The organism is Streptacidiphilus jeojiense, from assembly GCF_000719095.1.
GTDB lineage: Bacteria > Actinomycetota > Actinomycetes > Streptomycetales > Streptomycetaceae > Streptacidiphilus > Streptacidiphilus jeojiensis.
Genome location: NZ_JOEH01000023.1, coordinates 118,888 through 141,782, shown reverse-complemented (window position 1 = coordinate 141,782; position 22,895 = coordinate 118,888). Strand labels below are relative to the sequence as shown.

18 protein-coding genes and 2 pseudogenes are annotated in these 22,895 nt (G+C 67.7%); 8 read left to right on the top strand and 12 right to left on the bottom strand.

What is annotated here, in order from left to right:
- Positions 1-826 precede the first annotated feature (826 nt).
- Positions 827-1,066, top strand: a complete 240-nt coding sequence (locus IF29_RS45320; RefSeq protein ID WP_084715150.1) for a hypothetical protein — start codon at positions 827-829, stop codon at positions 1,064-1,066.
- An 86-nt stretch (positions 1,067-1,152) separates the two neighbouring features.
- Here the strand turns inward: IF29_RS45320 and IF29_RS0128960 are convergent, their stop codons facing one another.
- Positions 1,153-1,482, bottom strand: a complete 330-nt coding sequence (locus IF29_RS0128960; protein ID WP_030261020.1) for a histone-like nucleoid-structuring protein Lsr2 — start codon at positions 1,480-1,482, stop codon at positions 1,153-1,155.
- 1,473 nt (positions 1,483-2,955) lie between these two features.
- Complete coding sequence (locus IF29_RS0128955; RefSeq protein ID WP_051726151.1) at positions 2,956-4,503, bottom strand: recombinase family protein; 1,548 nt, start codon at positions 4,501-4,503, stop codon at positions 2,956-2,958.
- A 52-nt stretch (positions 4,504-4,555) separates the two neighbouring features.
- Here IF29_RS0128955 and IF29_RS0128950 point away from each other — a divergent pair.
- Positions 4,556-5,059: pseudogene (locus IF29_RS0128950) on the top strand (5'-3' exonuclease); the annotation flags it as partial.
- A gap of 91 nt (positions 5,060-5,150) precedes the next feature.
- Here IF29_RS0128950 and IF29_RS0128945 read toward each other — a convergent pair.
- Positions 5,151-5,690, bottom strand: a complete 540-nt coding sequence (locus IF29_RS0128945) for a hypothetical protein (RefSeq protein WP_157623971.1) — start codon at positions 5,688-5,690, stop codon at positions 5,151-5,153.
- 427 nt (positions 5,691-6,117) lie between these two features.
- Between IF29_RS0128945 and IF29_RS0128935 the strand changes: the two are divergent.
- Positions 6,118-6,402, top strand: a pseudogene (locus tag IF29_RS0128935) (hypothetical protein); the annotation flags it as partial.
- Positions 6,403-6,436: 34 nt separating this feature from the next.
- Here the strand turns inward: IF29_RS0128935 and IF29_RS0128930 are convergent.
- Positions 6,437-8,299 (bottom strand): hypothetical protein, encoded by a 1,863-nt coding sequence (locus IF29_RS0128930; protein WP_157623970.1) that lies wholly within the window; start codon positions 8,297-8,299, stop codon positions 6,437-6,439.
- Positions 8,300-8,799: 500 nt separating this feature from the next.
- Here IF29_RS0128930 and IF29_RS0128925 point away from each other — a divergent pair, with 500 nt between their 5' ends.
- The gene (locus IF29_RS0128925; protein WP_030261008.1) at positions 8,800-9,033 is read left to right on the top strand and encodes a hypothetical protein; all 234 of its coding nucleotides are present in this window, start codon (positions 8,800-8,802) and stop codon (positions 9,031-9,033) included.
- Positions 9,034-9,063: 30 nt separating this feature from the next.
- Here IF29_RS0128925 and IF29_RS0128920 read toward each other — a convergent pair whose 3' ends face one another.
- From IF29_RS0128920 to IF29_RS0128910, 4 genes are all read right to left on the bottom strand, one after another.
- A complete protein-coding gene (locus IF29_RS0128920) occupies positions 9,064-10,233 on the bottom strand; it encodes a hypothetical protein (protein WP_030261005.1) in 1,170 nt (389 codons plus the stop codon).
- A gap of 153 nt (positions 10,234-10,386) precedes the next feature.
- On the bottom strand, positions 10,387-10,779 hold the full coding sequence (locus IF29_RS45315; RefSeq protein ID WP_084715146.1) for a type II toxin-antitoxin system VapC family toxin: 393 nt from the start codon (positions 10,777-10,779) through the stop codon (positions 10,387-10,389).
- The gene (locus tag IF29_RS0128915) at positions 10,776-11,048 is read right to left on the bottom strand and encodes a hypothetical protein (protein ID WP_030261002.1); all 273 of its coding nucleotides are present in this window, start codon (positions 11,046-11,048) and stop codon (positions 10,776-10,778) included. The genes IF29_RS45315 and IF29_RS0128915 overlap by 4 nt, the downstream gene beginning before the upstream one ends.
- A gap of 57 nt (positions 11,049-11,105) precedes the next feature.
- Complete coding sequence (locus IF29_RS0128910; protein ID WP_157623969.1) at positions 11,106-11,576, bottom strand: VOC family protein; 471 nt, start codon at positions 11,574-11,576, stop codon at positions 11,106-11,108.
- 241 nt (positions 11,577-11,817) lie between these two features.
- Between IF29_RS0128910 and IF29_RS0128905 the strand changes: the two genes are divergently transcribed.
- A complete protein-coding gene (locus IF29_RS0128905; RefSeq protein ID WP_030260997.1) occupies positions 11,818-12,435 on the top strand; it encodes a peroxiredoxin family protein in 618 nt (205 codons plus the stop codon).
- On the opposite strand, the gene IF29_RS0128900 is transcribed toward IF29_RS0128905, so the two are convergent.
- Entirely contained in the window at positions 12,366-14,039 is a 1,674-nt protein-coding gene (locus tag IF29_RS0128900; RefSeq protein WP_232242634.1) for a glycoside hydrolase family 43 protein, read from the bottom strand. The two genes, IF29_RS0128905 and IF29_RS0128900, sit on opposite strands and share 70 nt — an antisense overlap.
- 376 nt (positions 14,040-14,415) lie before the next feature.
- On the opposite strand from IF29_RS0128900, the gene IF29_RS0128895 reads away from it, so the two are divergent.
- The gene (locus IF29_RS0128895; protein WP_051726149.1) at positions 14,416-16,362 is read left to right on the top strand and encodes a hypothetical protein; all 1,947 of its coding nucleotides are present in this window, start codon (positions 14,416-14,418) and stop codon (positions 16,360-16,362) included.
- Positions 16,363-16,422: 60 nt separating this feature from the next.
- Here the strand turns inward: IF29_RS0128895 and IF29_RS49085 are convergent, their stop codons facing one another.
- A complete protein-coding gene (locus tag IF29_RS49085; RefSeq protein WP_030260992.1) occupies positions 16,423-18,129 on the bottom strand; it encodes a carbohydrate binding domain-containing protein in 1,707 nt (568 codons plus the stop codon).
- Positions 18,130-18,311: 182 nt separating this feature from the next.
- Positions 18,312-19,199, bottom strand: coding sequence for an NAD-dependent epimerase/dehydratase family protein (locus IF29_RS0128885; RefSeq protein WP_030260989.1), 888 nt, complete (start codon positions 19,197-19,199; stop codon positions 18,312-18,314).
- Positions 19,200-19,415: 216 nt separating this feature from the next.
- Between IF29_RS0128885 and IF29_RS0128880 the strand changes: the two genes are divergently transcribed.
- A complete protein-coding gene (locus IF29_RS0128880; protein ID WP_051726148.1) occupies positions 19,416-19,916 on the top strand; it encodes a MarR family winged helix-turn-helix transcriptional regulator in 501 nt (166 codons plus the stop codon).
- Positions 19,917-19,974: 58 nt separating this feature from the next.
- Here IF29_RS0128880 and IF29_RS0128875 read toward each other — a convergent pair whose 3' ends face one another.
- Positions 19,975-22,158: an MMPL family transporter gene (locus IF29_RS0128875; RefSeq protein ID WP_030260985.1), complete on the bottom strand. Its 2,184-nt coding sequence runs from the start codon at positions 22,156-22,158 to the stop codon at positions 19,975-19,977.
- A 125-nt stretch (positions 22,159-22,283) separates the two neighbouring features.
- Here IF29_RS0128875 and IF29_RS0128870 point away from each other — a divergent pair, with 125 nt between their 5' ends.
- The gene (locus tag IF29_RS0128870) at positions 22,284-22,874 is read left to right on the top strand and encodes a TetR/AcrR family transcriptional regulator (RefSeq protein ID WP_037597029.1); all 591 of its coding nucleotides are present in this window, start codon (positions 22,284-22,286) and stop codon (positions 22,872-22,874) included.
- The last annotated feature ends 21 nt before the right edge of the window (positions 22,875-22,895 follow it).

The window sequence follows — 22,895 nt, the reverse complement described above, 5'->3', positions numbered from 1 at the left end:
CGGGGTCAGCCCACCGCCCTGTGCATACTTCATGCTCCGGTCGTACCGCAGGGATCAAGGAACGTCAGCCACCCACGGCCATCACGCTTTCAACCTCAGCAGGAAGCGTAGAGCGGTCGCCCTCGTCTCCAGGAGGCGATTTCAGACGACCAGCCCAAAGCCTGGTCGGACACCAGAACCAGGCGACAGCCAAACCGGGCTAGCGCTTCCTCTGAACATGCGCTGGTGGCTTGCCTGGTCAGGTACACCGGAGCCGCCCTGACCAGGCACTCGAAGCCCCCGGCATTACTCCGACGCGCTCGGCCTCAAGCCGGCGAGGATGCTCTCCCACTTCTCCGCCGTCCACGAAGGCGACTCCGCTACCTGCGCCGCAGCCCAGGCTTCGATCTCTACGTCGAGTTCGTCACTTTCAGTACTCATGATGTCACCTCTTGGCATAGGTCCAGGTCAGGACTACCAGTGTTTACAAATGCACTGGCATCAGTGGCATTCAGCGTAGTTAGGCGACCGTCAGGCTGATACGCCATGGCAGCGGACCGCTCGAACGAGTGAGACCACGCGACCAACAGCTCCGAGTTCCTCCGCAGCCACAGCCACATATTGCGAGGTCAGCAGGCAATCCAGACGTTCCCGATGGCGTTCTAGCGCTGCGCAGACCTCGTTGGCTCCACCAACTGCGCACGTCCTGCAGGTAGTCGTCTAAGCTCATGCGCCATCACGTGGTGCCCTACATCTTGCGGACTCCCACAAAGTTTCGGCATCTCGTCCCACCATCGCATTAGGCCACCAATCTGGTGCTCTAGCCCAAAGATCACCAAGGGGAAAAGTGGCGACAACCCGGACACGCATCTCTATCGAGCGAATCGATCTGCCCGGCGGCCGGAAAGCCAGCGTCTCCGCCTATGACGATGGCTCGGTTCGTTTCGAGCTTGCCGACGGACCATACGTCATCCAGGAAGCATTCCTGGGCGGCAAGGACTCATCCGTGGTCATGCTGTCGCCAGGCGGACAGGGCAGCGCAGCGGCTCGGGGCAAGGTGCAAGCTCCGGCAGCGCCTGACAGCTGACTCGCACGCCCTCGGACGGTGAATATCTCCCGAGGACGTGCCCGTCTGACCACACGATGCATCAGCGGAAGCCAAATCCACTGGACTCAGTGCGCGGCTTGGTACTTGCTAATGACGTCAGCTGGCACTCGGCCGCGCGCTGCCACCTCGATGCCTTGAGAGGAGGCCCAAGCCCGAACGTCCACCGGGCTTGGGTAGTCGCCAGAGCGCACCGGGGCGCGGGTCTTTGCGCGCTTCGCGCCACCCTGCTTGCGTCCGGCCTCCACGAATGGGGCGAGCGCCTTGCGGAACTTGCCAGCGTTCTTCTCCCCCAGATCGATCTCATATGACTGACCGTTTAGGGCAAAGATGATGGTTTCGACGGCCTCAGATCCATCCAGGTCGTCGATAAGCTGAACTGAAACCTTCTGTGCCATGGAGTGCTTCTCTCGCGTCGCCCTCGATGAGAGGGGAGTAGGCAGGTATTCCCTCATCATAGGCTACATTCCTTGACCCGGGAGGTATCAAGGCACTGGCCAAGCGACGCCCCGACGGCGATCCAGAAGAACTACGCATCGAACTACCTACGCGACCGTCACCCAAGTGCCTCGCATACTCTCGGGGCGCCATGGGGAAGGAAGAGCCTCCCTCTCGCCGCGGCGTTCATTTCTCATTACTTCTCAATACTTCTCATCTTTTACCTAGTTCGAGAGACTCGCTTTACTGGCCGACCCTCGTCAGTTATGGTGCAAGGCATACGTGAACTAGGGTACGCCTCGATAGACGACGAGTAGGTGCCACTGGGGCACTATCAGATTCACGGCGGTCCGAGCGTGAAAGGCATGTGAAAACAACACGTACAGATGCTCAGACGTGAACTCAACGGCTGCTACGACCCAGCAGTAGTATCGGCAGAAATATGGTCTCATTGAAAAACTCTGAAACAAAATTCGAGCCACCGCTAGCACGGATTCTGCGGTCCCGACCGACCTATGTGCCGCCTGTCTCCGGCGAGCGCATTGTGGTTGTGGCCGACCTACACACTTCCGATTGTCATTCACGCGCCATAACCAATCTCATCAACTTCTTGGCTGAGTGGCAGCCGGAGCGTCTCGTCGCAGTCGCGAGTACCTGGTGCAGCGCAGAAGCCAACAACTGCGAGGCCTTCGTTGATCGGATCACCCGCCTGCGGACTGCCTACGCAGGAGAGATTGTTCTCCAGGTCAGCGACACGCCGTTCCTCACGCCGGCTTCGCCGTGGGGCACTATTTGTCGAGGCACCGTTACCAGTCTCGGTGTTCAGGTCATACCTGGGATCTACCCCATAGCCCCAGGCTGGTTCAGCCTCACCGCGACCGGTCCCGGCGCTAGCCGGTACCCCGGCTCTCAGGCAATCATGCTAGCTCGGACGTTCCAAAGCTCGATCGTCTGCAATGGCACTAGCGGGCTGGCTGCCATAGGTCAGAGCAATGGTGCCGAAGGGCGTACTCTCTGGGGTTTCGAAACTGGAACTCTCTCTCCCCGCAGCGCAAAGTCCGCGCCCAGCCAGCGAGGTCGACTGGAGCTTGGGTTCGGAATTATCAACGCCGCAGACGGCAGTGGGGAACCGATCGCCGTTCCGGTTCAGCGAAGCGGATCGTTCACCTTCGACGGTCAGACCTTCGGCAAATAGATGAGCTAAAAGCGCTCTGAAGAGGCCTGCGGTATCGACCGGCGAGAAGAGCGCCGTGATCGCCAGGCGATTGCGGAGACCTTCGCTTTCTCTGTGCGGCGCCGCCACACGTTCGGGTCGACATCGCCCGACGGGGCCATCCCCCATGGGCCTGGCCAAGCTGCCGCAGTTCGGAACGGACCTGCTCGTGCGCCGCGCCGACGGCCGGTGGGCTGGGTAATCAACCCACCGGCTCAGGTCAGTGCGGGCTCACTCCCCCGCGCGCCACGGACTGGGCAAGCCTCGCTGCCAAGTCATCAGGCACATGTACCTTCGCCGCCAGGGCCGGCCCTGGCTCGACCACCAGCCGAATGCCCCCGTCCACCAACAACCTGCGTCGGCCATCCGCGTCGCGGGCGTGCCATGCCTCGGTGTAGGTTTCTTCGGAATCCTCGAAGACCCACTGAGCAGGCCGCTGGGGTAGGCTCTCCAAATCGGCCCTACGAGCGATCAGCGCCCTCATACGGTCCTTCCATTCGTCTTCATCCTCACGGCCGACGATCAAACCCTCGTCCTTCTCCTCCCGCAGGCCCTTGATAGCTCGTCGCACTTGCTCAAGGTCGGCGGAATGGTCCTCGCCAGGGATGTATCGCCGGATCGGGACGAACTTGCCGCCGACCTGAGCGATGAACGAGTCTTCGAGTAGGGCTTCCAGCCGCCCCGCTGGCTGGGACGTCCCGCAGTTCTCGCGGCCCTTTCCGCTGCCGCTGGGGCAGTGGTAGTAGCTATAGATCTTCCCGCTGGACTTCTTGGGCGAGTTCTTCTGGTAGAGCGGCCCGTCGCACAGCCCGCAGAACGCGACACCGAGGAGCGCTGAAGCGGAGGACGTGCGGGTCTTCTTGCGTGATCGCGCGACCAGCACGGGTTCGAGCCTGTCCCACAGCTCTCGCTGAAAGACGGGCTCAGCTATCATGATCGGCAGGCCATCGGAGCCGCGGACCTCCTTCCCTCGGTGGAGCTTGTACCCGCGCAGCGACGGGCTCCGGAGAAGACTCGCGATCACAGTGGCCGACCATTCAATCCCGTCGAGGGACTTCCCCTTCGACGTCTCGGTCTTCCCGTGCTCCTTCATGATGCGGACCAGATTGGTCGGCTCGCCTCGCCGGTTGAGCTCCCCCGCGATGTCGTGAAACGAACGGCCTGCGATGTACCACTCGGCCATCTCCACGGCGACACCCGCCGTGTGGGGCTCCAGCCTGAGTGTCTTTCCGCCTTCCGGGTGATCGACCACCTCGTACCCATAGGGCGCGTAGCCGCCAGGCCACCGGACAGTCTTCCGCAGGTACTTGTGCGCACCCAGAACACGGTCCCGCGTGCGCCGTAGCTCCATCTCCGCGAAGAGCGACGCGAGCATCAGGAAGACCTTGCTCATCATCGAAGACATCGAGTCCTTGGCTTCCTCCCGGAAGTTCAAGGTGATCCCGTCGTCGGCAAAGACGAGAATCTTTCGATTCGACTCGGCCCAGTGGGCGATGTCAGCGCAGTCCTTTGCCGACCGGAAGGCCCGGTCGACCTTCGAGAAGATCATCACGTCCCACTGGTCAGCCTTGTCGCCCAGCCACAGCCCAAGGTCTGGCCGGTCGAAGGGACGGACAGTTGCTGACACGTCCAGGTCCTGGAAGTAGCCGACCACCTCCCAGCCCGAACGGTCCGCCTCTCGTTCGCCGGCCTCCTTCTGGACGAGGTGTGACACTTTCTCCGTGCCCTTGACGACGCTGACGCGCGCACCGACAACAGCTCTGAGCATGATTGAATCCTTGCAGGTCAAACCCGGTATCGCATTTTGAGAATCTGGCAGATCCGGCGACCGGGACCTGTTCCAGCTGGTGGACGACGCGCGCGGGGCACGGGTGCTCTACCCGATCAAGGGCGTGGGGACGCTGCAGCTCACCACTGACGCGTTGCTGGTCGAGAAGTACGGCGTGAACGGCTCCCAGTACGTCGACTTCGCCGTCCTACGCGGCGACCCCAGCGACGGCCTGCCGGGCGTGGTCGGCATCGGCGAGAAGACCGCCACCAAACTCATCGCCCAGTACGGCGACCTCGCCGGCATCCAGGCCGCAGCCACCGACCCCGACAGCAAGCTCACCCCCGCCCAACGCAAACGCCTCATCGAAGGCACCGATTACCTCGCCGTCGCCCCCAAGGTCGTCACCGTCGCCACCGCCGCCCCCCTCCCCACCTTCGACCCCACCCTCCCCCACCAACCCCTCGACCCCGTCACCCTCGACGAACTCTCCGAACGCTGGGGTCTCGGCACACCGATCAAGCGTCTCCTCGACGCTCTCGCCGCGAGCCGCTGAGAACGGAACCAGTGACCGTCTCCGCGCGGGCTCCCCGACGCCGCGAAAGGCCCTACAAATTCATTCTCGTGCGGCGTATGGTCCGCTGCCTTCACGACTCCGTGTCGAGTGCGCTCCGTGCTGCTACCTGGAATGCCCGATCACTCGGGCGCTTAGCCTCAGCAGCTGCCTCGAAGCGGGGGTAGAAGTCGGCGGCGTGGGCCGCTTGCCTCCGGACCGCCGTCCTCGTCCACGTCGTGCAGAGCATTTCCCACTCGTACATGGCGTGTCGCAGGGTGTCCGCAGCCTCTGCTACGGCCCGCGGGCCAGCAATGTTCACGGCAGCAGCAGCCGCGCTGAACCTCGTCCAGGAAGCGTGCACTTCGCCATAGCCCGCTTGCCAGTCGGCAACTGTGGCTGCCTGGTCCTGCAACTTGTCGGACGACGCCCATAGGGCATTGGAAAGCTGCTTCGCAGCTGTCAGGAGCTCTTTGTAGGCAGCTTGACGCATCTCCTGCTTCCATTGGCGGCGATCTGCCATGTGCTGCTGCCGCAGTTGGCGTCCTTGGCCGAAGGCGCTGACGAGACCGCCTCCAAGACCGCCGAGCGCGCCAACTGCCGCCCCAATCACTGCCGCGAGGCTCGCATTCATCCCGAGCATTGAAGCGTGTGCGGGCGGGTGCCGATAGAGGGTTCGGCCGCAGACCGGTCTCCGAGCGCCGGGTGGGCTGCACGCCGAGGGCCTACCAAAGCGCCTCCCTGCTTTCGTCCTGGGCGCTTTGCGCACGCCGAGCACGTCGCGCGTTCCACTATGGACTTCGACCGCTGTGCGAAGACCCTGCATCTGGCCAGAGCCCTGACCGACCGCGCGACCATGCGCCTGGCGGCCCGCGAACGCTACGCGGAAGCGCTCGCCGACTTCCGTGAGGCTTGTTCACTCACCAGGTGAATATGCGATCACGAGTCGTGCTTCACTCAGGCTCCTTTGTCCTAAACCCGGCAAAGCACGGATTCGCTTTACAGAAAGTTGCTCTGACGTAGAGTCAGGCGACCGGGAGGCTGCAGATTACCAACCCCGCGTGCAGATCGTGACGGGAGACAGGGACCTGTCCCAACTGGTGGACGACGCCCGGGGCGTGCAGGTGCTGTACCCGATCAAGGGCGTGGGGACCCTGCAGATCACCGACGATGCGCTGCTCATGGAGAAGTACGGCGTGAACGGCTCCCAGTGCGGCGACCTCGCCGGCATCCAAGCCGCAGCCGTCGACCCAGTCGCCCTCCAAGAACTCTCCGAACGCTGGCGCCTCGGTACTCCTGTGAAGCGCCTACTCGACGCCCTCGCTCAGAACGGCAAGAACGCCTGAGACCGCTCCGACGCGGCGACCAGGCCCACGCGTCCTAGGTGCTGAGCAATGACCGTGCCAGCATTCGGAGCTCCTCGTCCGCGTGGCCCTGGCCGGAGACAGGGGTGTCGGTCAGCAGGCGACGCGGGGAGAACGCGAAACCTCGCAGAGTCGGACGGAGATCCTCCGGGAGCACCCCGGTGGCAGCGAGCGCCTTGAGAGCGCGGAGGCCGACGGGGGAAGCTCCGACGAGTTCGGAGAGAACGGGGACGGCCCGGTTTGGGGTGCCCGTGATCCAGTAGTGTGCCTCGGCGGCGGCCATCCTCGTCCAGTCACCGCCTTCGAGCATGGGCTCGATCAGCGGCAGCAAAGGAGTGGCGGCGGCGCCCAACGGCTCCAGGGCTCCGAGGTACCAGTGGACCGGGCCCACGCCCGAGAGCAGCCCCTCGAAGGTGCTCAACGCCAGGTGGGTTTCGCCTGTCAGCTGGTAGTGAGCCACGGCCGCTGTGGAACGCAGCGAGAGGTCAGCGCTCTGTGTCGCCTCGCGCAGCAAATCGATGGTCTCGGGCGTGGCGGAACCGTTTGTCCCAAGCAGCCTGGCGGCGACGATGGCCGCGCGCCTCGTCCGAAGGCAGTCGACCAGTTCCGGCTGGGCCTGGCGAGCTGCGGCCCCGAAGTGGGCCAGAGACTGGACCAGAGCAATACCGTCGTTCCCGGTCGCACCTGCTGCGAGTTCGCGGCGGATGGCCGGTATCAACAGTTCACCGTCCTCGGGGAAGTGTCGGGCAGCGGCCCCGAGCAGCCGTGCCGTGGGACGGCACAGCACCAGCCGCGGTGCGCGGGCGTCGCGGGAGCACACCAGCGCCAGGAGTGCTGACGCAGTGGTCTCCTCGTCCTCGTCGTTCGCGAATCGGTGGAGTGTGTCGCGGATCCCGGTCCCAGGCTCGGGAACGAGCTCGATCCAGTGTCCGATGGCGCGCAGACGGCCGGCGATGGCACGGGCTTCCCGCTGCTGGGGCAGAGCCGCCTGGAGCAGGTCGAGCACGTCGGGTTCCTGGTCGCGCCAGGTTTCGACGATCTTTTCGGCGAGCCAGGAGCCACGTGTGCCGAGGTCTCCCGCGGAGATCCACCGAGCGGCCACCGTGAGGCCGGCGCGTGGGTCCTCTCGGAGCAGGCGCGTGAGCCTGTCGTCCAGCGTCCGAAGCCCAGACCAAGGGAGGTCGTCGTCCCCGGGATCGGGCTCGGCGCCGTCCTGGGCCATCACCTCCACCAACGCAGGAGAGTACGGCGGCTGCGACCGCTCTGCGGCGAGCACGGCGGCTGCCAGCCTGACCTCGGGAAGCAGGTCGGCCAGGCCGTCCGGCCCACGGCCCAATTGCTCCAGGCAGACCACGGCATCCGCGCGAACGGCCGGAACGTGATCGTCGACGTACAGCGCAGCAACCTGCTCCGCGATGACGGCTCGCTGCTCCTCCGAGAGCAAGTCCCCCACGGCGGCGACCACCCGTAGCACGGCTCGACGAACACCCCTCTCCGGGGCGCCGAGACAGACCAGCAGCTCGGGGAGCACCCGGCACAGCTCCGCACAGACGGCACCGACCGAGCTGTCGGGCCAGCGCGGCCCGTCGACGTGCTTCGGCTCATGGTCGGCGAGGACGGCGAGCAGCATCAGCAGCTCGGCGCGCCTGCCGGAGACGTGGATGGCAGCGTGCGCGAGGAAGGGGACGGCTGGCGCTGAGGCCTCATAGACCGTGCCCTGGTGCCAGATGTTCCCGTGGAGCTCGTAGATCGCCTCGTCGATGATCTCCTCGTCTCCCTGGTAGAGCGCTCTGACCAGCGCAGGCAGATCCTCCGCGGGGCCGTAGGCGTGGTTCAGGGCCTGCCACTGGACCTCATCGAGCTCTGCCGGCGGTCTCACGGTCTGCACTCCTCAGCTGCTTGGGTGCGCCGACTTTATCGATCATCACCGAACAGTCTCTGCACGGGGCCGACTGCAGCAGCTACCGCGCGATTCGACATCGTCCGAGAGTAGCTCTGAATCTCACTACCAGGCCGACCTTCGGCGGGCGACTGGCTGCAGGACGACGAGACACCCGACTGCCCGCGCTGCACCCAGCCCATGGAGCTGATCGCCCAGCTCGAAGAGGGACCGGAGCACAGCACGTCGATGAACTTCGGCGGTACCGCGTTCGCATTCGCTTGCGAGCCCTGCACAGAGGCCGCCTTCCTATGGCAATGCTGACCTGCGCGACGTCCGGCGTGGATGGCGGGGACGCCGACGCGATTCGGGCACGGCTGGAGGACAAGTCGGCGTGGCCGTGTTCCAAGCTCCCCTCACCGGCGACCAGCGGATCGTCGTGCACTACAACAGCGGTGAGGAGTACACGACCGCCGACTTCTTCCTTCACACACCCCGACTTGGCGAGGAACCTGGTCCTGGCGAGCGCTGACCAGGGTCGGATCGGGCCGGGGCTGTTTCGGCCCGAACTCGTCGCGATCCTTGACGCCCCGGAGGGTGCGGCCGGGGTGCACGCGCGCCTACTTCCCCGTCCCTCCAAGAAGTGGTTCCCCGAAGTGGAACTGGACCTCGCCGACAGCATCGCTCCCTTCTCCTCCGCCATAGCCACCATCGTCGGCCCCTACCTGCTTTGATACCGATTCGCCATCGAGGGCACCGAGGCCCTACCAGTCGCGGACGGATTCGCAGCCCCCGGTCAAGTCCTTGCCTGCCCAGGCCAGGTCGGCTCCTGACTCGGCTTCAGCCTCGATGATGATGGCGCCGAGCGCATCGTAGAGCTCTTCGCGTTCAACGGTCTCGATGAATCCGGCGCGCTCGTCGAGCTCGTTGAAGGCTTCGCCGAACTGCTCCCCGAGCTCGACAAGCCTCGGCGTCAGTACGTCTGCCGCATCACCGGACGCCAGCACGGCGAGCACCGCGCGCCGCGTCGCTTTGTACTGCGCCGACGCCTTCTTGTAGATCGCGGCGCTGATCTGCTCACGGCCATCCCAGTCCCGGAGCGGATTGTTCAGGTTCTCGGCGAGCCACCCGGGCTTCCGAGGCTTGGCGATCCTGAGATGGACACCCTGGGGCTCCTCGGGCCGCCACAGCCTCCTCATCGCCGTCGCGTACTCCGCGGGGACACTGACCAGGTCCAACCACTCCAGTGCCGGAACAAGCCGCGGCAAGAGGCAGTCCGCCCCGACCATCCCGAAAACGTCGGAGAGCCTGAAGTGCTTCAGCGAAGTCAACTCATTGAGGCTCGATGCCGATGACAAGGTCACCGGTCCGATGAGGGTAAGGCCGGTCAGCGTCGGATACCGCTCGACGAGCCGCGCACAGTCCAGCGATTCCACAGCCCGAACCGTCAGCCGACGCGTCTCCTCGTGAGGACCTGCCTGCCCGGCGAGAGGCTCGTTCAATCCGCTGCCGGTGATGCTTTTCGCCCATGGGTCAGACCACTTCGACTCGTCGCCCCGCCGTCGGCGCCGCTCCAGGGCTAGGTCGAGCCCCATGGCCCACCCGAACGCGTAGCTGTTCGACGGCTGGTCGTGCAGCAGCGGCAGTGTCCCGATGACCTTACAGCTCCGAGGGAGCACCCATTCATAGTGGCAATGCGCCAGCTCCCCCGTGAAAGACCCGCGTGTGCGCGAAATCGGCCCGACGTCGCCGAGCTCCGCCACGGACATCGGCTCAGGGCCGGACCAGTCGAGGTGCAGGACCCCCACGAGCTGGTGGTCCGGGTCCAGACCAGTGATCTGCGCCGCTGTCCACTCGCCGAGATGCTCGGAGAACGCCGCGACGACATCGCCCGGAGCGATAGGTCTTGGGGGTGTTGCTTTGAGAGCAGCCATGCCCCGCAGACTATGGGGCACGACCCACAGCTACTTCCACCCCGACGAACGCGTGTGCCGCGCTCCTCCCTCACCGCCGGTGGACGATTTCTGGTATTCGCCGATCTGTTGCGACTGCGACAGCGGTCATCCGTCCAAAGTGCTGACGAGTGTTCAGACTTTGACGACAGCCACACCAGGACCGCAGAGCATCAGCAGATCTTCAGGGTCTGACGTCAGGACAGTGACCGGAGCAGGAGACGCGAGCGCAGTTGCGGCCACCAGGGCATCCAGGGCGTACTTGTGCCCGTGCAGTCCAACTGCCGAGAGGATCCTGCTCGCATGACGTGCGATCATCTCCGAGGGTGGGACGACGTTCACCCGCGAGACGGCGTGGTCGAACTGGGCCTGGTTGACACGAGGGTCACGCGCTTCAACGAGCGTTACAGAACTCATGACCACGCGGATGTCCTCAGCTTCAGCAGCCGAAAGCCACTCAGTCAGTTCAGGGCTACGACGTACAAGCTTGGACAGCCCCTCACAGTCCAGGACAAGGGTCCCGCTCACGCAGCATCCGCAGCGCCGGCGGCTTCGCCACGCAGGACGGCCCGTTTCGCCTCAATCGCTGCGCGATCGACGGGGCCGTGGTCTGCCTCAGCGGCCTCGATCAGCTCGCGCAGCCGGTCCCGCTCCAGTTGCCGCTGGATGAGGGCCTCGACGTACGCGGACATGCCGCGCTTGCCGATGCGCTCCTTGAGCGCCGCGATAGTGCCCTCGTGGAGCGAGACGGAGACGGGACGGGTTGGCCCCTCGCCGGGGACAGCATGCGTAGCCATGGCTGGATCATAACAAATGGATTGTTATTTGACGAGCGACGGAGGTAGGGCCGGCGCTCACTCCGAGTCGCCGGTGCGCGTGCTGGGCGGCCAGTGGGCGGGCACCCAGTCTCCCCCTGGATCGGTGGTCTGCCCCACCTCGATCAGATGGCCGTCAGGGTCGCGGATGTAGCAGCGGATCTCGTACTCGTGCTGTTTCGGCGGCGTCAGGAACTGGGCACCCCGGGCGCTCCACTCCTTGTACAAGGCGTGGATGTCCTTGACCCGGATGTTGAGGAAACTGCTGACCCGATCGGGATCGCTCGGCGTCTCCAGGGTGACCGACGGCTTGTCGTCGGTCGGGCCGCCGCCGACATTGATGATGATCCAGCTGTTGGCCAGAGTGACATAGGTCAGCCCTCCGGGGCCGGAGTAGGCCAGCCGGCCGCCGAGTACTTCGGTGTAGAAGCGTCGCGAGCGCTCGACATCGTTCGAGACGATGAAGTGGGCCAGCACGATTCCTTCTGGCGGTGGTGGGAGTTCGGCCATCTGGTACCTCCACGCGTCGGTCGGGATTCAGCGTCGGTCTAGCGTGCCCCTCGGAGCAGTCAATGATTCGCGGCATCACCCTCCTGGCAGCATCGCGTGCGGTCGCCGCAAGCCCTGACGCCTGGGGCATTCGGGCGAGGCTCAGGTGTGGGTGGAAGCGCCGACGGGGACATCCAACCCGCAGGCACCCAGGTGCCTGCGAGTAGAACCAGGTCGTGCATACGGCAGAGGCGGTCATCCTGTGCGTTCCGACATCGTCCCCGGTGGAACCTTCCCTGACTACGCGCTGCCCGACCACACCGGCACCGTCCGCTCGCTGAGCGAACTCCAGGGTCAGGACCCGTTGATCCTGACGCTCGCGCGTGGCAACTACTGCCCGAAGGAGCACCGGCAGCATCTGGAACTGGCCGAGAACTACGCGAAGATCGCAGTGGCGTACACGCAGGTGGTCACGATCGCCACCGACGACCACCACACGTTGCAGGAGTTCCGCGCCTCAGTGGGGGCCCAGTGGCCCTTCCTGTCCGACCCTGAGCGAAGCGTCCAACAGGACCTGGAGATCCAGGAGTACACCGACCCCGAGCACGACCCGATGATCCCGCACACGCTCGTGCTCAAGCCGGGACTGGTCATCCACAGCGTCTACAACGGTTACTGGTTCTGGGGACGCCCGTCGTTCCAGGACCTGTGGCACGACCTGCGGACTGCTACTGCCGAGATCCGTCCGGACTGGGATCCGAGCAGCCCGGGTCTGCGCGAGGCCTGGGACGCCGGAGACTACTCGAAGTTTCACGGGTGGGACCGGCGGTCCCCCGGCGCCGCAGCGGCCGGGGCAGACGCGGACGGACGGGCCGTGTAGGTCGCTCGGTCGAAGTCTGCGTGGTGGCCGTGTCCGTTGAGGTCCCAGACCCAGAGGCCCACGAATGCTCCGGTGAAGCCGAGGGAACGGATCCGGTCGTCGTCGAACTCCTCGGCGTGCTCGTCGGACAGTACCGTCGCGTCGAGCGCCGGGCCGTAGGGGTGCCAGCCCGTGGCCGTGCCGAGGCGGAACTGCAGCGACGGTCCGGCGAGGTCCAGTCCGAGGCGGAAGCGGTCGCCTGCTCCGAGTGCCGTCCGAGGGAGGGTCTCCACCGTTGTGCGGCCCCGATCACAGGTGGCCAGGCGGACCTGGGTGCTGCCGTCGTCGTCCGCGGTGACGTACAGGAAGTACCAGTTGCGGGTGTTGTAGTACGCGGTGATGCCGGCCAGGTGCTGGAAGCCCTGCGGTTGGAACTCCATGACGGCCTCGAAGGAGCAGTGCGCGTCCGTGACCCTGCGGGCGATCAGGCTCGGGCCGACCAGGCTCATCGGTGAGCGCCCGCCGTGCACCCGCAGGTGGGAGGGGCGCGCCGTCAGCGAGAGCCAGTCGGACCCGGCGGGGCGGCGCAGCGTCGACCAGTTCGGGCCGAGTTCGCGCTGGTCGAAGTCGTCCTCGTCCGGTGCGAGCCGGTCCGCTGGGGTGGTGGTCCACGGTGCGGGGGTCAGGTCCGCTGCGGGTATCTGCAGTTGGGGCAGCCCGGTTCCGGTCCGTGGCCATCCGTCGGCGGTCCAGCTCACCGGTGCGAGGGCGGTCTCCCTGCCCAGGATGCAGGGGCCGTGCGTGGTGACGGGTCGGGCGGCGAGGTAGCCGAGGTACCACTGTCCCGAGCCCGTCTGCATGAGACTGCCGTGTCCTGCCTTCTGCAGCGGCAGTTCAGGGTGGTCGCGTGCGGTGAGCAGCGGGCCGTGGGGGTCGCGTTCGTAGGGTCCGGCCAGTGAACGGGAGCGGGCCACGGTGACCTGGTGCTGGTAGCCGGTTCCGCCGTCCGCGGTGAGTAGGTAGTACCAGGGGCCGCGGCGGTAGAGGTTGGGGCCCTCGATCCAGCCGGTCGCCGACCCCAGGTCGATCCGTACGGGTTCGCCGACCAGGCGGCGGGCGGTGCGGTCGTAGCGGGTGGCCTCCAGTCCGGCCGAGCCGCCGTGTCCGGGCCGCCAGTCGTGGACCATGTTGACCAGCCAGCTGTCGGCCCCGTCGTGGAACAGGGACGCGTCGAACCCGCGGGCGTGCAGCAGGACCGGGTCGGACCAGGGCCCTTGGATCGAGGCTGCGGTGACCAGGTAGTTGGGGCAGTCGGTGAAGCCGCCCGCGTAGGTGGACACGTTGGAGTACACGAGGTGGAACAGGCCGTCGGCGTGGCTCAGGTTCGGGGCCCACACGCCGCCCGAGTCCGGGCAGCCGGTCAGGTCCAACAGTGTCCGGCTGTCGAGCGCGCCGCCCAGCGGCTGCCAGTGCATCAGGTCGCGGGACGTGTGCAGGCGTACGCCTGGGTACCACTCGAACGTCGAGGTCGCCAGGTAGAAGTCCGCGCCGACGCGCAGCAGCGAGGGGTCCGGGTGCGATCCCGGCAGGATCGGATTGTGGATCACCGGGGTGGTGGGACTCATCGGAGCTGATCCTCTTCATGGCGGGTTCGCGGCGGTTCGGGGCAGTCGCCGGCGGGTTGATGGCGGGTTCGGGGCGGGTTGATGGCGGGTTGATGGCGGGTTCAGGGCGAGCAGGGGTCGCCCGGGGGCCCGGGCACAGTCGGCGACTGTAATGTCGAACATATTCGCGATCAACCGGCCGGACATTCTGCCGTGGACCAGGCCGAATCCGCCAACCTTGACGCAGCGTCCGGTCCGACACCATATTGTTCGTCACCCCGCCCCTCCCGCAGTCGGGGAGCCCAGCGACGGTTGTGAGCGCTAACACGGATCGCCGCATCCCGGGGCCCGGGGTCAGGGGCCGGTATCCGGAATCCGGAAAGGACCCTCCTCCTCGATGCACCGCCGCCTCCTGCCACTGGCCGCCGCCGTGGCTGCGACCGTGACCGTGACCAGTGCCCTGTCCCTGCCGGCCGCGGCGCAGGCCGCCTCGGGCAACATCACCGCCGCGGTCCTCGCCGACCAGGACATCGTCCTGAACGGGGACGCCGTGGTGAACGTCCCCTCCGGGACCCACACCTACACCGGCGTCATCTCCGGCCAGGGAACCCTGCGCGTGTCCGGCACCGGCACCCTCGTCCTGACCAAGGACAGCACCTTCACCCTCCCCACCGCCGAACGCCACCAGACCGTCGCCGTCCTGGGCGGCAACCACCCCTACACCCAGGTCAGCAACCCGGACACGCCCGCCGTCACCGTCGATCCGGGCGCCACCCTGCAGTACGGCGCCGGCGGCACCACCGGCCTGATCGGTGCCTTCCCCTACAACTCCCCCGGCTACCAGCAGAACCAGGACAACATCCGGGTCGACGGCACCCTGCGGCTGTCCCTGACCCGCGCCTTCAATCTGGGCACCATCAGCGGCAGCGGCATGGTCACCCAGCCACGCTCCATGTGGGGCACGCTGCAGATCTGCGGCACCAACCCCTTCAGCGGCGTCATCGACAACGGCACCGGCACCACCTTCGCCAGCACCACCTGCCCCGCGGCCCTCCCCGACGCCCGCAAGGTCCTCAACCAGGGCTCCTGGATCATCGACACCCCCCTGGGCCACACCGTCGTCGAGCGCCAGGACTTCTACAACCGCCAGTACGGCAGCGACATCAACGTGCACTCCCGCCCCGGCAGCACAGTCGTCCTCACCGGCTCCTACAGCTGGGCCGACAGCGGCCCCGACACCGACCCGCAGTTGAGCGACCCGGCCCTGAACTGGCAGCCGGTCGCGCACAACCTCAACGTACGCGGCACCAACATCGAGGGCGCCACCGTCCACTGGGGCGACGGCACCACCCACCAGATCTTCATGCCCGGCACCGCGGAGACCGTGTACATCAACCTCCACGCCGCGTCCGGACGCCGTTCCCAACTGACCTTCGACTACGACGGACCGGTCACCCTCGGCGCCCCCATCGGCGGCGGCAAGTACCACGACACCCTGGCCGCCCCGGGCCAGGGCGACATCGTCCTGGCCGACACCCCCGGCAACGACGTCACCTACACCGCCGTCCAGGACTACGACGGCTCCACCACCATCGAACCGCACGCCACCCTCCGCCTGGGCAGCGGCACCGCGGGCCAGGACAGCGGCCTGTACAACCGGAGCACTCAGGACACAGTGATCGACAACGGCGCGCTCGTCCTGCAGAACCGCAGCACCGCACCGGCGCTGCCGGCGATCACCGGTACCGGTTCGCTGACCCAGAACGGCCAGGCCACCACCACGCTCAGCCACGCCGTCTCCTACACCGGCCCCACCACCGTCGCCAAGGGCACCCTCGCCCTGAACGGCACCACCCTGATCCACAGCAGCGGCGTCAGCCTCACCACCGCCGCGGCCACCCTGGACCTGCGTGAGGCGGCGGCAGCATCCCTCCGCTCCCTGACGGCGGTCCGAGGATCCAGGATCCAGATCAAGGTCGGCGGCACCCTCACCGTTGGCGGAACACCAGTCACACTGACGGGCAGTCAGACAGCGATCGGTCGAACCGCCTTCGCGATCGACCGTTCCTCCGGGGCCGTCACCCTCACCGCGCTCGGGACCACCGCCACGACTCCCTCCGCTACTCCGTCCCCGAGCAGTCAGGCGCTCGCATCGCCGACCACCGCCGCCGGTCGATCGCACGCCGCCCAGGGGACCATCGACGCCGACGCCGCCTCCAGCAGTTCCTTCGGCGCCGCCTGGCCGCTGACCGTGCTCGGCGCCGGTGCCCTGTGCGTGTTCGCTCTCGCCGTCGTGCTCACCACCCGCCGTGGCCGTCGGCGTCCTGGCCGGCACACACGCTGAGACGCGCCAAGGCGCCCCGCACCCGGGACGGGTACGGGGCGCCCACGGCTCAGCGATATGTCAACGCCCCTGGAGGGACTTGACGTTGTCGCCGAAGGTCCAGCCCAGTGAGCCGTCCCAGTTGAGCGACCAGGTCATCAGCCCCTTCAGAGCGCCGCCGAAGGCGTTCCACGACTGGCTGACCAGACTTGGCGTCATATAGCCGCCCCCCGCGCCGGGTTGGGCCGGCAGGCCGGGAACCTGCTTGTCGTACGGCACCTTGACGGTGGTGCCCTGGACCACCAGGCCGTTGTTCAGGCAGGTGGTCTGCGCGGTGAAGCCCTGGACCGTACCGGCCTGGTACGAGTCGCCGGAGCAGCCGTACATGCTGCCGTTGTAGTACTGCATGTTCAGCCACCACAGGCGGCCGTTGTCGGCGTACTTCTTCACGATCGGCAGGTAGGCGCCCCAGATCGACCCGTAGGTGATGCTTCCGCCGGTGACGTACGCGGTCTCGGGGGCCATCGTCAGCCCGAAGCCCGCGGGCATCTGGGCCAGCACGCCGTCGATGATGCGCTCCAGGTTGGCCTGGGACGTGGAGAGGGTGTTGATGTTGCCGCTGCCGGTCAGGCCGGTCTCGATGTCGATGTCGATCCCGTCGAAGTTGTACGCCTTGAGGATCGGGACGACGGTCGCCACGAACCGGTCGGCGACGGCGCTGGAGCTGAGGTCGATGCCGGCCGCGGCGCCGCCGATGGACATCAGGATCGTCTCCCCGGCTGCCTTGGCCTGGCACATCTCGGCGGGGGTGGCGACCTTGACGTTGGTGTCCATGCCGTCCTGCCACTCGACGGTGCCGTCGGAGAGGATCACCGGGAAGGCGGCGTTGATGACGTTGTAGCCGTGCGCGGCGATCCGGCTGTCGGTGATGGGGATCCAGCCCAGGCCGGGGTGGACCCCGTTGAGGGCGCCGTCCCAGTTCTCCCAGTAGCCCTGCAGCACCTTGCCCGACGGCCTGGGCTTGGTGGCGCAGGTCGAGCCCGGCGGGGTGGTGGTCGGCGGCGCGGTGGTCGGGGGCGCCGTGGTCGGGGGCGCCGTCGTGGGCGGGGCCGTGGTCGGTGGAGCTGTGGTGGGCGGAGCGGTGGTGGGCGGCGCCGTGGTCGGCGGCGGGGTGCTGCCGCCGGGGCCGGTGAGCGACACGTCGTCGGCGTAGTACGCGGGCTGCGCGTACCAGCCGTGCAGGTAGACGGTCACCGAGGTGGTGCTCGCCCCGGTGGTGAAGGCGACGCTGAGCTGGCTGTACGACGCGCTGCTCGGCGTCCAGGTGGACGGGTCACTGGCAGCGCCGGTGCCGGTGGCACCCAGGTAGACGTAGCTGCCCTGGACGTAGGCGCTCAGCGTGTACTGGGAGTTGGGCTGCACGCTGACGGTCTGCGTGCACTGGGCGTCGTCCTGGCCGGTCGGTGTGGCCTTGAGCGCGGAAGCGCCAGAGTGGACCGGACTGCTGACCGCCGCGCCGGAGCCGCTGGAGCAGGTCCAGCCGGACAGTCCGCTCTCGAAGCCGGGGTTGGCCACCAGGTTGGTGGTGGCGGCCCCGGCCGAGCCGGAGCCCAGGGCGACGATGCCGGTACCGATGACCACGGCGGCGCTCACCGCGGCGAGGGTGCGCGTCAGGACGGTTGGCCGGTGCTGGGAGCGCCCGGCCCGGTCGCCTTCGAGGCGGCCCGGATCCGGACAGGGGTGACCATCGCCCGAAAGGCGTGGGGTACGCGACCTCCGACGGAACATGCTGTGCTCCCTTCCCGCCGGGCGCCATGGACATGACTGGCACGTGGGGGTGCTGCGCCCGGCAATGGGTGAGGTGGGGACATGTGGGGCTGCCGGACGGAGCGTAGAAGGGGCGGGGAGGCCCGTCAATAGGTCTGGACCAATGGCGGGGGGCGGGTCCTCCCCACCGGGGTGACGCCTGCTCAGCTGCCGCTGCGGTAGCTGCCGTTGCGGAACTCCTCGACCAGCGACGGACGCGACGGGGACCAGCCCAGCTCGGTGCGGGCCCTGGTGGCGACGGAGGCCTGGTCGAGCAGCAGGACTTCGGCGAAGTAGTCGCCCAGGCGCGCCCGCGCCTCCTCGTCGGAGCCGGGGACCGCCCCCGCGGCGCCGACGGCGACGGCGGCCGCCTCGGTCAGTTCGGCCACCGTCTGGGTGCGGCCGTCGGCGATCACGTAGTAGCCGCGCGCCGAGTCGTCCTCCAGAACCCGCCGGAAGACCTCCGCCAGGTCGGCCACGTGCACGGTGGACCAGCGCTGCCGCCCGGTGCCGACCATGACCAGCCTGCCGGCCTCGTCCCGCGGCGAGCCCAGCAACAGCCCGGGGATCCCTCCGCCGCCGTCGCCGTAGGCGACGCTGGAGACGATGACGGCGGTGCGCACGTCCTTCGCGTCGAGCGCCCGCCGCTCGATCGGCTCCTTCCAGGCCACCAGCGCGGGCGCGTCGAAGGCGGACTCCTCGCTGATCGAGGGGTTGTCGCCGTACACCCACAGACCGCTGATCTGCAGGTAGGGCTTGCCCGTCCCGGCATAGGCGTCGATCACCGCGTCGACCACCGCGGAGTCCAGGCCGGCGCTGGTGGCGTCGCCGGGGCTGGCGGTGTGGACGGCGCCGTCCACACCGCCGAGCAGACGCGCCAGCGCCTGCCGGTCGTAGAGGTCGACCACGGCCGGGGTGGCGCCGCGCGCGGCGACCGCGTCCGCCTGGGCGGCGTCGCGGACGAGTGCGGTCACCCGGTGGCCGTGGTCGAGCAGTTCGGCGAGGACATGTGATCCGACGAACCCGGTTGCTCCAGTGAGTGCGATGTTCATGGCCCGCTGGCCTCCTGTCTGGTAACGAGGTTCCAACTTGTGCCTTCGACATCGACCCTAGGCCTGATTCACTTGAACCGTCAAGTCAAACTCCCAGGCATCATCGCCCAGCGCTCCATGCCCACCCTTAGCACCCAGGCTTCCATTTACTTGAACATTCATGTGACCATGCTTTAGTCTTGACCCCCGTGACGGAAGGACTGGTACTCCCGGACTATGACCACCCTCAAAGACCCGCCCCAGGCGGCCGACGACCACGCCGACCTGTGGCTCACCCCCGGTGAGCTGGCCTCCTGGCTGTCTGTGGTCCGACTGATCACCCGGCTGCCCTGGGCGATCGACGCCCAGCTGCAGCGCGACGCCGACCTGAGCATGACCGAGTACATGGCCATGGCCATGCTCGCCGAGGCGCCGGACCGGACCCTGCGGATGAGCCGGCTGGCCGAGATGACCAGCGTGTCCCTGTCGCGCCTGTCCCACCTGGTCAAACGTCTGGAGTCGCGCGGCTACGCACGCCGCGAGCCGGACCCGGTCGACGGGCGCTTCACCAACGCCGGCCTGCTGCCGGCCGGGATGCGCAAGCTGGAGGAGGCGGCGCCGGGCCATGTGGCGCTGGTGCGCCACCTGATGGTCGACAACCTGTCCGCCGAGCGGTTGCGCCGGCTCGGCCAGGACGCCGAGCGGATCGTGCAACGGATCGACTCACCGGCGCGCTGAGCCCCAGGAGGGACCCGGCGCGCGCGGCGAGTCGGTCGTCGGTCGCCCTGGGACCTCGTCAGACCTTGGTCAGGCGGTGCTTGCCGTCGCCGAGCCGGTCGTCGAGGCGCTCGCCCTCGATGTCGGGGTCGGGAACGTAGCGGGAGAACCAGCGCGGGTGGTACCAGGCCTTGGCGCCCAGCAGGGCCATCACGGCGGGGACCAGGGTCAGCCGGACCACGAAGGCGTCCACCAGGACTCCGACGGCGAAGCTGAAGCCGATCTCCTTGATGGTCGGTTCCGGCGAGAAGATGAACGAGACGAAGATCGACGCCATGATCAGTGCGGCCGCGCTGACGACCCGGGCGGACTGCCCGGTGCCCAGCACCACCGCCCGGCGGGCGTCACCGGTCCTGGTGAACTGCTCCTTGATGCGGGAGACGACGAAGACCTCGTAGTCGCTGGACAGCCCGAACATGATCGCCAGCAGGATGACCGGCAGGAAGCTCAAGGTCTGGGTGGGTTCGATGCCCAGCAGGCTCTTGCCCCACCCCCACTGGAAGACGGCGACCTGGGCGCCGAACGCGGCGCCGGCCGACAGCAGGAAGCCGATGACGGACTTGATCGGCACGATGACGGTCCGGAACGCGAAGGTGAGCAGCACCAGCGCCAGGGCCACCACGGTGAACAGGAAGACCGGCAGGGCGTCGGCGAGTTTGCCGGAGACGTCGATGTTGGTGGCGGTGACCCCGCCGACCAGGAGGTGGGCGCCGGTGCCGGACTCCAGGGCGGTGCGTTGGTCCCGGATGTGGTGGACCAGGTCGGTGGTGGCGGGGTCGTTGGGGCCGGTGGTCGGGACCACGTTGATCAGTGCGATGCCGTTGGTGGCGACGGCGACCGAGGACGAGGCGACGCCGGGGACCTCGCTGATCGCGTCGCTGATCCGCTGGGCCTGGCCGGCGGTGGCCACGTCGTCGGCCACGACGGTCAGCGCACCGTTGTAGCCCGGGCCGAAGTGAGCGGTGGTCAGGTCGTAGGCGCGGCGCGAGGTGTCGCTGGTGGACAGGGCGTTGCTGCCGGGGACGCCGAGGTCCATGCTCGCCACCGGGACGGTCAGGACGCCCAGCGCGATGACCCCGACGACCAGCACCGGGATGCGGCGGCGTACCACCCAGCGGGCCCAGCGGGTGCCGGTCAGCTTCTCGGGCTCGGTGGCGGCGGTGCGGCTCGCGGGTTCGGCGCGTCGCAGCAGTGGCAGTCGACTGAAGCGGGCCCCGCGCCTGCCGAGGACCCCGAAGGCGGCCGGGACCAGGGTCAGCGCCACCAGCAGGGCCAGGGCGACGGTGGCTGCGGCGGCCAGGCCCATCGTGGTCAGGAAGGGGATCCCGACCACCGAGAGGCCGCACAGGGCGATGACGACGCTGAGGGCGGCGAAGACCACGGAGCTTCCGGCGGTGCCGGCCGCGCGGCCGGCGGCGTCCTCGGGTTCGTGGCCCTCCAGCAGGTAGGTACGGTAGCGGGCCAGGATGAACACGGCGTAGTCGATGCCGCAGGACAGGCCGAGCATGGTGGCGACCGAGGTCGCCGAGGAGGCGATGTCGGTGACCGAGGCCAGCGCGGTGATGCCCATCATCGTGGTGATCAGGCCGAAGAAGGCGGTGATGATCGGCAGCCCGGCCGCGACCAGCGAGCCGAAGGTCAGGCACAGGATGACCAGCGCGACGGCGATCCCTATGGCCTCGGAGTCGGCGCCGGCTGCGGCCTTGGGGTAGACCGCGCCGCCGAACTCCACCTGGACCCCGGCGTCGCGGGCGGCCGAGACGGCCGGCTCCAGCTGGTCCACCGTGCCGGTCCTGACCTCTGCGGACTGCACGTCGTAGGTGACGCTGCCCAGCGCGACCCGCTTGTCCGGCGAGACCGCCTTGGCCTGGAAGGGGTTGGTGGCGCTGGTGACCTGGCTGACCCCGCCCAGTGCGGTGACGGCCCGGTCGATGGCGGCCTGGTTGGCGGGGCTGGTGATGTCCCCGTCCTTGACGGCGAACACCACCTGGGTGGAGGCCCCGGAGGCGGCGGGCAGCCGGTCCTTCAGCAGGGTCAGCGCCTGCTGCGCCTCGGTGCCGGGGATGGTCAGGGCGTCGTTGGTCTTGCCGCCGCTCGCGCCGGCGATCACGACCGCGGCGACGACCACCGCCACCCAGGCGGCCAGCGTCTTCCAGCGGTTGCGGAAGCACCATCGGGCGAGGCGGTACAGGTACGTGGACAAGGCAGGAGCTCCTCGTTCGTCCGGGAAGGGGGCGCAGCGGTCGCGTCCCCCACCACCGCCTTATTTGCCACCATAGGCAAAAGTATCTCAGGTGGCAAATATGCCGTTCCTGCTAGAGTGCTGCCATGGCTGAAGCGGCGACATCCCTGCGTGAACGGTCCAAGGCCAAGCGCCGGACGGCCATCCAGCACGCCGCGATCCGTCTGTTCACCGAGCGCGGCTACGAGGGCGCCACCATCGCCGACATCGCCGAGGCGGCCGAGGTCGCGCCACGGACCGTGCGGATGTACTTCCCCAACAAGATCGACATCGCCACGTCGGCCGCCGACGACATCACCGTGCGGCTGGCCGCGACCTTCACGGACCACCCGGAGCTGTCGTTCAGCGAGGTCATCGACCGGTGGATGCTCGGCGAGGCCGAGACCACGGATCCGGAGCTGGCACGGCTGGTGGCCGCCATGTACGACGCCAACCCGGCGCTGCAGGCCGTCTCCACCACCCATATGACCGACGTCGGACGCCTCAGCGGACCCGCCCTGGTGGCGGAGCTCGGCCTCGCCCCCGGGGACCCGCTCACCGCCGTCGCCAACGCCGCCGTGAGTGCCGCCGTCGGCGACTACGTGATGATCGCCCTCAAGAACGGCGTACCGCAGGAGGCCCACCGGCAGTTCATGCGCTACCTGCGCGCCATCATCGGCGCCGCCCGCGACTGCTGACCCGCCACCACCCCCACCTCA